Origin of the sequence: Acidithiobacillus sp. (genome assembly GCF_027322205.1) — a bacterium.
Classification (GTDB): domain Bacteria; phylum Pseudomonadota; class Gammaproteobacteria; order Acidithiobacillales; family Acidithiobacillaceae; genus Acidithiobacillus.
The window spans coordinates 24,728-35,052 of the sequence record NZ_DAHVHY010000016.1 but is presented as its reverse complement, the minus strand read 5'-3'; the positions used below and the strand labels follow the sequence as shown (position 1 = coordinate 35,052).

At 57.4% G+C, this 10,325-nt stretch carries 6 protein-coding genes; 4 read left to right on the top strand and 2 right to left on the bottom strand.

Going from position 1 to position 10,325, the window contains the following annotated elements; all coding sequences use genetic code 11:
- A partial coding sequence (locus tag M7F93_RS04315) for a glutamate racemase (RefSeq protein WP_298169636.1) occupies nt 1-709 on the top strand: 709 nt, incomplete at its 5' end.
- Between the two features lie 12 nt (nt 710-721).
- On the opposite strand, the gene M7F93_RS04310 is transcribed toward M7F93_RS04315, so the two are convergent.
- Entirely contained in the window at nt 722-2,014 is a 1,293-nt protein-coding gene (locus M7F93_RS04310) for a DUF445 domain-containing protein (RefSeq protein ID WP_298169634.1), read from the bottom strand.
- Nucleotides 2,015-2,182: 168 nt separating this feature from the next.
- Here M7F93_RS04310 and M7F93_RS04305 point away from each other — a divergent pair, with 168 nt between their 5' ends.
- Nucleotides 2,183-2,371 (top strand): YqaE/Pmp3 family membrane protein, encoded by a 189-nt coding sequence (locus tag M7F93_RS04305; RefSeq protein ID WP_009569363.1) that lies wholly within the window; start codon nt 2,183-2,185, stop codon nt 2,369-2,371.
- Between the two features lie 135 nt (nt 2,372-2,506).
- Here M7F93_RS04305 and M7F93_RS04300 read toward each other — a convergent pair whose 3' ends face one another.
- Entirely contained in the window at nt 2,507-3,769 is a 1,263-nt protein-coding gene (locus M7F93_RS04300; protein WP_298169629.1) for a sigma-54 dependent transcriptional regulator, read from the bottom strand.
- A 771-nt stretch (nt 3,770-4,540) separates the two neighbouring features.
- Between M7F93_RS04300 and M7F93_RS04295 the strand changes: the two genes are divergently transcribed.
- A complete protein-coding gene (locus tag M7F93_RS04295; RefSeq protein WP_298169626.1) occupies nt 4,541-6,700 on the top strand; it encodes a glycosyltransferase family 2 protein in 2,160 nt (719 codons plus the stop codon).
- Nucleotides 6,701-6,760: 60 nt separating this feature from the next.
- The gene (locus tag M7F93_RS04290) at nt 6,761-9,982 is read left to right on the top strand and encodes an EAL domain-containing protein (protein WP_298169623.1); all 3,222 of its coding nucleotides are present in this window, start codon (nt 6,761-6,763) and stop codon (nt 9,980-9,982) included.
- Nucleotides 9,983-10,325 lie beyond the last annotated feature (343 nt).

The window sequence follows — 10,325 nt, the reverse complement described above, 5'->3', positions numbered from 1 at the left end:
GGTGCGGCGGTGGACGGAAGCAGCCTATGCCTGGTTCATCAGCGCCGACGTAGATGCGGTAGTGCTCGCCTGCAATACCGCGACCAGTGCCGCCGTCGCGCCGTTGCGGGAGCGCGCCGACGTACCCATTATCGGCATCGAACCCGCCATCAAGAAGGCGCTCGAAGATCACCCGCGGGGCGAAATATTGCTCCTGGCCACCGCCGTTACCGTCAGCGGCGTCAAACTGCAAGAACTGTTGGGTCGTCTCGAAGGCGGCACGGAGCGGGTCCGCCCCCTCGCCTGCTCCGGTCTCGCCGAAATCATCGAAACACACGATGCACAGTGGCGCGAACGCGCCAGCCGCTATCTGCAAGCGCAGGTCCGACCAGCGCAACAACAGGATACACGGGCCGTCGTCCTGGGCTGTACCCATTACTGTTGGATAGGCGACCCAATACGAGATGTTCTGGGCCGCGACATTGCTGTTGTCGATGGCAATGATGGGGTGGCCCGTCAATTGTGTCACCGGCTGGGCGTCCCCACTGAGGCCGGTGTAATACCCCCCCTACCCGGTCATGCGCGGATATCCCTGCATTTCACCGCCGACAACGATGTAAAAAGCCCGTTAGCGCGCCAGCTTTTGGCCGCAAGCGGGGTGCGCATGGATACGAATCAGGATTTATTCCTCGTACCGCAGCAGGGAGTATCCCGATCCGGGCCTCTCTGACCAAGAGGGAGGCTACATCAGCAGAGGTACCGCCAGAGCTAGGGCATGAATGGCAATACCGATCATTCCGCCCACCAGCGTCCCGTTAACGCGAATGTACTGCAAATCCGTACCCACCCCTTCCTCCAGAAGGCGGACCATGTCCTTATCCGGCCAGGCATGTATCGTCGCTTCGATGTGTTGAGCCAGACCATCGCGCAGGGCCGGTGCCAGACGGCGGGCGCTGTCCTCCAGGTAGCCATTGAGCGCATCGCGCAATGCCGGCTGCTCGCCCAGGAAAAAGCCCAGTTGCTGCGACAGGCGCTGCATCTGCCTCTGCAGTCGGGAATCCGGGCGCTGCAAGTCGGTCTCCAGCCAGGAGCGCAGATCGCGGAGCAGGCCATCCACATAGGCCTGCACCGCCGGATGGGCGATCAAACCATTCTGCCAGCGCTGCACCCGCGCCTGGAAGGCGGCATCCGTCTGCAAACGCAGGATGGCATCCTGCATCCAGCGATCAAAGGCCAGGCGGCGGGGATGCTCCGGGTCATCCGCGATTTCCTGCAACAACTGATGCGCCGCCTTCACCAGATTGCGAGCCAGATTCTCACTCAGCGTGGCGGGGTCCATGACCGCCCCCATCCACGCGAACAGGGTCGGATAGGCGCGCTGGAGAATCGCCCCGATCTGATCCGCCAGCAGGCTTTGGGTGTCCTCACCGTCCAGCCAGCGGCGCAGGCGCTGAATGCCATCATCGAGCAGTGTCTGGTGCCGGTGATCTTCGGTCAGCAACGCCAGAATACTCCCCACCCAACGCGCGCCGTCGATGCCCTGCAGTTGCCGCCCCAACGCAGTACGCAGAGCGGTGCGCAATTCGCGGTCGTCACTGAGGGCCAGAGCCTTTTGGAGCAGAACGGCCATCTGCCGGGCCAGCAGTCCGCTGTTCCCAGTGTCACTCAGCCATTGCGCCAGCCAGGTGGCCGGATCGGCGCGTCGCAACAGGCGCACAATCGCCTCGGCCTCCAGAAAGTGATCGCGGATAAACTCCGCCAGACGGCGCGCCAGACGCGCCTTGTTCCGCGGCAGGATCGCCGTGTGCGGAATGGGCAATCCCAGGGGATGCCGGAAGAGTGCGACCACCGCAAACCAGTCCGCCAAAGCACCCACCATGGCCGCCTCCGCAAAGGCCCCTGCCCAGGCCCAAGGCCCGGCAAAGTCGTGTGCCGCAGCCACCAGAAACAGCGCTAGCGCCCCCAGCAACAAACCCAGCGCCCAGCGGCGCAGCACACGTAGTCTTCGAGTCCGATCTGGTTTGGCAGCGGTCACTATAGCTCCTGTAGGTGAGGGCGGGCACGGGCGCATCCCTGGGGGGTCTGGCCCGGAGTTTAGCAGAAGGCAACGCTTGCCCGGTAAAAGTGCGGCAAGGGCTTGAAGCGCTGACAGCGCCGGTCGTAGTATGGACAGGCGACAAGAGAAGGCCTATAGGGGGAGCACATGCGCCTGTTTTTAGCTATTTTTCTGCCATTTCTGGTGTTTTTCACTATTGGTCGCCCGATTGCGGGGATTATTTGCCTGATTTTGCAGATCACGCTGATCGGCTGGGTGCCCGCGGCCATCTGGGCGGTGTATGCGTTGAGTCAGTACAAGACGGACAAGAAGATTGAAAGGGCGTTGGGAAGATAGCTTCAATGGTTCATTGCCCCGCCTCGAACCAGCTTTTGGTTCACATTCATTTCCGTACTCGTGCAGGTTGATTTTTTGTGAACCGAATGACAGAGCCAATGGTCAAGGCCGGCGTGACCAGCGCCTAACCATTATTCAGACATCAATGGCGTATTTGTCCATAAGTCGATACAGGGTGACTCGGGCAATATCGAGGGTGCGTGCCGCCTCCGAAAGGTTTTTTCCAGAGGCATGAATAGCGACGATGATGGCTTCCCGCTCGGCCTTTTCCCGGGCCAGGTCCAATCGCGTCAAGAATACCGGATCCTGTTCAGGAAGGCCAAGATCTTCAATGGAGATGTGCGCATGATCACTCATCACCATGGCCCGACGCATGCGGTTGATCAATTCACGGACATTGCCTGGCCAGGAATAGGTGCTTATGGCGCCCAGCGCGACTTGGCCGATCCCTTTGATGTGGGGATTTTTTTCATGGGCGAAGTGCTGGAGGAAATAATGGGCAAGGAGCGGCGCATCGCCTTCCCTCTCTCTCAGTGCTGGCACCTGTAAGCGCAACACATTGAGGCGATAGTATAGGTCCTCCCGAAACTGTCCCTGTTTCGCCGCTGCCTCCAGATCAACATGGGTGGCAGCGATGATGCGTACATCAGCCAGGAGGCTTTGTGTGGACCCGACGCGTTCAAAACATTGTTCCTGGAGAAAGCGGAGGAGATTTACCTGCATCGTCAGGGGCAGGTCGCCAATTTCATCAAGGAATAAGGTGCCACCCGCAGCAGCCTCAATTTTTCCGATCTTGCGCTCGTGGGCGCCGGTAAAAGCTCCTTTTTCATGGCCAAACAGTTCCGATTGAATGAGTTGTTCAGGAATGGAGCCGCAGTTGATCGCCACAAAGGGCTTGTGCGCCCGTGCTGAATGCTCATGAATGGCCAGCGCGGTAAGCTCCTTACCTGTACCCGTTTCACCCGTAATGAGTACGGGCGCATCCACGGTAGCCACTTTCCGAATCTGCCCAAATAACGCCAGCATGGCTTTGCTGCCACCCACCATGGTGTCCAGCGGATGCAGGTCACCACACCCGTCACCGATGATCGCCACACCATAAGCGTGGCCCAGGCTGTAAAAGAGGCGCGATAAATTGAGGGGTAGGGAGTGATAGTCGAAGCAGAACTGGGCGACGAAGCGCCGCAGGCGCGGGTCTCGCATGCGGTCATGATCCACGATGGCGACTATCTGGATGTGCTGGGGGGATCGGGAAAAAGCCGCTTCCATCTGTCGCAACCATTTGTCCTCAGCGTCTGGATAGACCAATGCGGTAGATATGTGTGGCTGTGCCGCTGTTGCCACTCGGCAATCTCGTTCTGTGCTGACCCAGCAGGGCTCCCAACCAAAGCTACGCATCAGGACGGTAGAAAGGCCAGGGATGGGAAGTCTGCTGAATATGAGCAATGGCCGGCAGCCCGAAGCTAAAACCGACGGGCTGCTAGCTAAATCCATGCGCTGGACAACTGGGATGGTTGACATCAAGGCTTCCTCGCTTCGCATCTATACGATTTCGGGCCATATAGGCCGGTTATTATCTTGGCTCAGGGGTTTACAGGCGGGGTGCGCTTCCAACTGACTGTTGCTCCCTTGAAACATTTTGCACCGCCCCCAAAAAGGGGCAAAGAACCCGATGTAAATGCCAGTTTCCGAAGGGCAGTCGGCAAAAGCTGTTACAACTGCGTTACAGAAGCCGAAGATGGGATCCCTCCTTTGTGGCCGGGGTCACCCGGATTATGGCACCCACGGGCCATTATGCTTCACGGCATGACCCTTGCTTTTAAGTATACAGCAAGAAATAGATGCAGGGCGGGCGCTGCTATCGCTTCCCGGATCTTCATGAACCAAGGGGGTCGATATGGAGTTGGTGCCTGATGATCCAGCAGGCAGATTTTCGCTGGAGCAGCGCATTGTCTAGGCGATCCACCGTGTGCAAAAGAACGGGGAGTCCTATGCCTTGCTGCTCATCCGCCTCAGTTGCTGCGTGCAACAATTTCTCCCATCTGCCAAATGTGGTGATTTGGGGGTCAGGTCCGATACTGGGGCAGATTAGGCTGGGAATCAATGCCCACGATGCCCCGGAATACGCAGCGCGATCAGTACGAAATAATAAACCAATGGAGGTGACCTGTGACCAAGCATATGCCCTATGAGTCCCTGGGTAAGGAAAAAATAGTCGTTGTATTTATCTTCCTTCTCGCCGCAGCCTGGTATCTCCCATGGCGGGCGGGGGTCTTGAATGATAACCATCTGGTTTTTTCCATTCTGCTGTACGGAGCGGAGCTTTTCAGCTTCTTTACCATCATGCTCCATCTGTTCATGACGTGGCGGCTAGCGCTACGGCAATCTCCACCCGCACCCCCAGGGTTAAAGGTGGCGGTACTCATTCCCACCCTCGATGAGCCGGTAGCCATGCTGCGGCAAACATTGCTGGGTGCCATCCGCATGGATTATCCCCATCAGACCTGGTTGCTGGATGATGGTCGTCGCCCGCAGATGCGGCGCCTCGCCAAGGAGCTCGGTTGCAACTATCTCACGCGTCCGGAAAATACCGATGCGAAGGCTGGTTCATTGAATAATGCCCTGCGCCATGTAGAAGCTGATTTTCTGGCCATTTTCGATGCAGATCATATTCCATCGAAGGAATTTTTAACACATACGCTGGGATATTTTGGCGACGAGAATGTGGCTTTTGTGCAGACCCCACAGGATTTCTATAATCTAGATTCGTATCAGCATATCAAAAGCCCCAGAAACCAGAGCATCTGGTCGGAGCAGTCGCTATTCTTTCGCGTGATACAACGTGGCAAGGACTACTGGAATGCGGCATTTTTTTGCGGTAGCTGCGCGGTGATCCGTCGGTCAGCGCTGGATAGCATTGGTGGCTTCGCCACGGGAACGGTCACGGAGGACCTTCATACTTCCCTGTGCTTACACAAGAAGGGCTATACATCGGTCTATCACCCGGAATCCCTGGCCTATGGGTTGGCGCCCCTGGCTATCGGTCCTTATCTGCGGCAGCGCACACGTTGGGGGCAGGGAGCCATGCAGGTGTGGCGCAAGGAGGGCATTCTCTTGGCTCGCGGCCTGACGATACCGCAGCGGATCAATTACCTGGCATCAGCCATCACCTACTTCGATGGTTGGCAGAAAGCGATATTCTATACAGCACCGGTACTGGTATTGGTCCTGGGGTGGTTACCCATCGTGGATATGGGCAGTTCCACCTTTCTGTGGCACTTCATCCCTTATTATGTGTTCACGTTCTGGGCCTTTGAGGAAATTAATCGTGGCTATGGCCGCGTGCTCCAGACGGAGCAGTTCAATATGACGCGATTTTGGGCACTTATGGTGTCCACGCTGGGCTGGTTCAGGAGAAAAATCACTTTTATCGTGACACCAAAGACTGCCAGCGCTATCCATGGAGAACAACATTATATGGTTCCCCAGTATACTATACTTGGGGCGAATGCGGTCGCCATTCCCTTTGGGTTATGGGGACTTTCCGGATATCACACGATCCCCACGGGTGCCTTGGTGGCAGGCGTGCTGTGGGCCAGTGTGAACATCGGTCTGGCGGCTCTGGTAGTGACTATGACCATGGTGCGTCGTCATCGTCGCGGCGAATACCGGTTTCCTGTGCCTATCGTGGTGCGTATTGATGATCCGCTAGACTTGACCGAACTGGCCATTGCCGAAGACATTTCGCTTTCCGGATTTCGTATTTATTCGCGCCTGGCGCAAGAGATCGCCGTGCATGGTAAAATTAGCGGTCGCTTACTGCTCCCTGACGTAGAAATTCCTTTTGCTGCGGAAGTGGTTGGTGAAAATAAGGGTGGAACAGGCAAGATGCGCACTGTGGGTTGCCGCTTCCTTTGGCGGGACGATGCGACCAGGGACCGTTTGGGGTCATTTCTGCATGGCTCAGATTTGCAGTGGCGCGTTCTCGGGCTATCCGAGCGGGTACGCACCCCTCTGGAAAGTCTGCGGATCTGGTTGATGGGCCAGGGACTCCGTGGCAATAAAGTTCGACGCTGGATACCTGTTTTTTATCATCGGCTGGACGTTCCGGGAGATCAGCAGTATGTGGGTTTGATTTCCGCCAATACCAGCGGATCACGCGTATTTATGACCTATGATACGCTTGGGCCTGAGGCAGATGTGCAAATGTTGACACAAGGCAAATACCAGCGGCAGTTTCTGCGTATCAAGGCGGATTTCAGTGAGCGGGTGGGTAGTTCTGCGGCGCCGGTTTATGTCTACCAGGCGGCGGAAAGTGCGTCGGGATGAGCGAACGGCGCTCAGGGGGTAGGCGCTGCTGCCCTATACTGCGAGAAAGGAGGGCCGGACATGTCGCTCATTGATGCCGGATCAGATCCTCCGCCAACCTTCCTCGTACCCACTCCGGGCGAGGAGGCCTTGCTGCGGCGCTATGGCCCTTGCATCGCACTGCGGCGGGGGGCATTTGCCGAGCGCTGGATAACACTCCTGCAACAAGAGCAGAGTTTGCGGCCGCTACTGCGTAAAGCGTTTCCGACCCAAGCTCGGGAGCTCATGGAAAGTCATTATGCTGCGCTCCTGTGTGCAGAGTATGACGCTGAGCGACGGACTGTTCTGCAGCATGCAGGCGCTGGCTACCAACAGATGGGCCTGCCCATTCAGTCGATTACCTTGTGTTATGGTCTTCTCGCCGAGGATTTTGAGACCGGAGTGGAAGCGCTGGGCCTTACACCGGAACGGTCTCGGTCGCTCTGGCACGCCCTGTGCAAACGCCTGCAGTTGGATATGTTCTGGCTGGGGGAAGGTTTTCAGCAGGCAGCGGCACGACTGGCGGCTTCCCGGGAGGTTTTTTACCTGGCCATTACCCAGGTAAACCGGATGCTGACGCATCCGCAATCAGAGTCCTCCGTTGAGGATATTTTTTCCCGGGTGGTCACCCAAATGACCAATATCCTGCATGCCCCCATGGTCTGGATTGGCATCGCCTCCCATGGGCAATCAGTGCTGTCCATCGCCGCCGCTGCGGGTCCTGCCACACAGGTTTTTGGTGACATGCGCATATCTGTAGATCCGGATACGCCCGAAGGGTATGGTCCGAGTGGACAGGCCATCTTTTCGGGCCAGCCCTATATCTGCCATCGCGACGACCCGGTCATGGCGCCCTGGCGGGATCTGGCTGTTACCCATGGCATTGAGGGTTTTGCCGGAGCGCCCTTTTATTTCGGCGAAGGCGGCCGAGGTATCGTTTCCATTTACCGACGCGATGGCGAAACCTTCCCGGAAGGTATCAGAGGCCTGATTTCCCGTTTGGCGAAAGACCTTGGGGCTTTTTTGGATCGCCGGAAAACGGCCCTGGAACTTGCACGTTTACACCATTACCAGAAGGCGCTGGAGATACTGCAACAGGAAATGTTGCGTCAACCGGCACCGGAGATACTCTATCAGCGGCTGGCGCAATTGCTGATGGAATACACCGATGCCTTGGGGGTGTTGGTGTGGAGGGTAAAGCCGGCTAGCGAATGGCTGCAGCAAGCGGCGGTAGTTGCGCGGTCCAAGGGGCGCGAAGATGCCCTGCGAGAACTCCAGGTGTCGTTGAACCCCGATCACCTTCCCTATGGCCACATGGCCGCCGCGCGGGTTTACCATGCGGCAACACCGCTGGTGATTGAGGACGTGCAAGAAGATCAAGATATCCGTGCAGGCTGGGGAGAATCCCTGAATCGGGAGGTGCAGGCATTGGGTGGATGGCCCATTTTTGCGGGAGGAGGGGCGACGCCGGTAGCCGTACTGATGGTGGAGTCCACCGAGGCCGATTATTTTAGTCCGGCGCTGCAAAATCTCCTGAATCAACTGGTGGGTACTATTCGTATTGCCCTGGATGAATATCATAGCCGTCAACAACTGGCCGCCGAACGGGAGTCTCATGCCTGGCAGGCCCACCACGATTGTCTCACGGGCCTGCCCAATCGACTCGGCCTTGCCCGGCGCCTGGGCGATGCCATGGCGCGGGCACTTCGCCATGAGCGATTGCTGGGTGTAGGTATGCTCGATCTCGATGATTTCAAGGCTATTAACGATACCCATGGACATGCCATGGGCGATCGCCTGCTCATGGTTCTGGCCGAACGCTTGAAACAAGCCCTGCGCCATACGGACGTTGCCGCACGCCTGGGGGGTGATGAGTTTGTGCTGATCCTGGAAGACCTGCGCGACCTGGGTGACCTGGAGACAATCATCGCCAAGGTAGGCGAAGCCCTTGAATTACCTTTCAGCCTCGACGAAGGTCTCACCATCCAGGTGCGTGGCAGCCTGGGACTCACCGTATATCCCCTGGACGACTGCGATGCAGACCTGCTCCTGCGCCATGCGGATCAGGCGCTCTATGTTTCGAAAGCGGCCAAGGAGCAACGAAATCAGTATTGGAGCTACTACAATGACGCCCTGGATCAAAGTCGAAAAGCCGGTAAGACGCTGCGCTCCTTGCTGGGCGCTGGTGGTCTGCGGGTGTTTTACCAGCCGGTGCTGGATCTCGCCTCCCATCGTATCGTTGGCATAGAGGCGCTGGCCAGACTGGAAAACAGCGAAGGCGCTATCCTCCTGCCCAAGGAGTTTCTACCCCAGTTCAACCCCGAAGACCAGCACATGCTGACCCAGTTGATGCTTTCCCGGGCCATTACGGACCTGATCGAACTGGACAAGGCGGGCCATGCCCTGTGGGTTTCGGTGAATGTCACGCCAGAATTGCTCATCTCCGGCATCTGCCTGAGCTGTCTGGATGGTATCCTGGCCACAGCAGCCAGCATTGACCCGTCACGCATCGTTCTGGAGATCCTGGAGGGCAGCGATTTTCCTTCCATGGACGAAGCGCGGGAGCGGATTCTCGAGATCAAGGCCCTTGGTGTGCGGGTAGCCCTGGATGATATTGGCAGTGCCTACTCCTCGCTCTTGCGGCTCAAGGACCTTCCCATTGATGAAATCAAACTCGACCAGACCTTTGTGCACACCCTGAAGGCCAACCCCAATGGTCTGCATTTTATTCAGACCCTGCTCGATCTGAGTCGCAGCCTGCGGGTGGACTTTGTGGCGGAGGGCTGTGAGACAGCCGATGTGCTCGATGCGCTGAAAGTGCTCAACGTGCCCATGGTACAGGGCTACGCCATTGCTCCGGCGATGCCTGTCGATGTCCTGCACGAATGGCTGCGGTGTTCACCCCCGCCACGGGAAGACTCGCTCTACAGCCTCCTCGGTATTTTTGCCCATCACCTTGCTTATGTCAGCCTGATCCAGGGATTGGCCGTGAAAAATCCCCCGTGGCTGACCGGTTTGCCGCTGCAGGATGCGTTGTCCTCCCCCATAACGGCCGCCATTGCGGCACTGGGATTGGCAGGCACGACTATTGATATTGCGCATCATGCCTATCATCGTGTGCTGGAGGCCACGATCAAGGCTTTTCGAGCGGAGGGCGCGGTGGACTGGACGGCCGCCGAGGATGCGGCGGGTTTTTTCCAGCAGGTCCTCCTCAGCGCGATTCGTGAGGCCAACGGACATAGTCCACCCTTTCCTAAACCATAAGACCCCGACAGTACGCCCTCTCCTGCCCGCCAGCCCCGTAACCTCCCGGATAACCGTTCTTCCAACGCTCCCCCACCTTTCTGCTGAGATGGGAGCAACATCCCCACATGTATCTTTCCTGCAGCAAGTCTGTACCACGCCAGGAATGCCATGACAAATGCAATGACAGCAGTGGTTAATGGGGGTCCATCATGGATTCGCCGCAATGGTTGTTGCGGATGCCTTACAGATTGCCATAGGTCACGGTTCGGGAAATTATTTGTAACTTATTGATACATAACTACTTATAAAAATGGCATGGGGATTGCTATTGGAAAGGCGTCCCTCCCGAAGTTTTGGGGAC

Coding starts and splice junctions, on each gene's coding strand:
- M7F93_RS04305 (WP_009569363.1), top strand. CDS start 2,183: ATGCGCCTGTTTTTAGCTATTTTTCTGCCATTTCTGGTGTTTTTCACT.
- M7F93_RS04300 (WP_298169629.1), bottom strand. CDS start 3,769: ATGCGTAGCTTTGGTTGGGAGCCCTGCTGGGTCAGCACAGAACGAGAT.
- M7F93_RS04290 (WP_298169623.1), top strand. CDS start 6,761: ATGTCGCTCATTGATGCCGGATCAGATCCTCCGCCAACCTTCCTCGTA.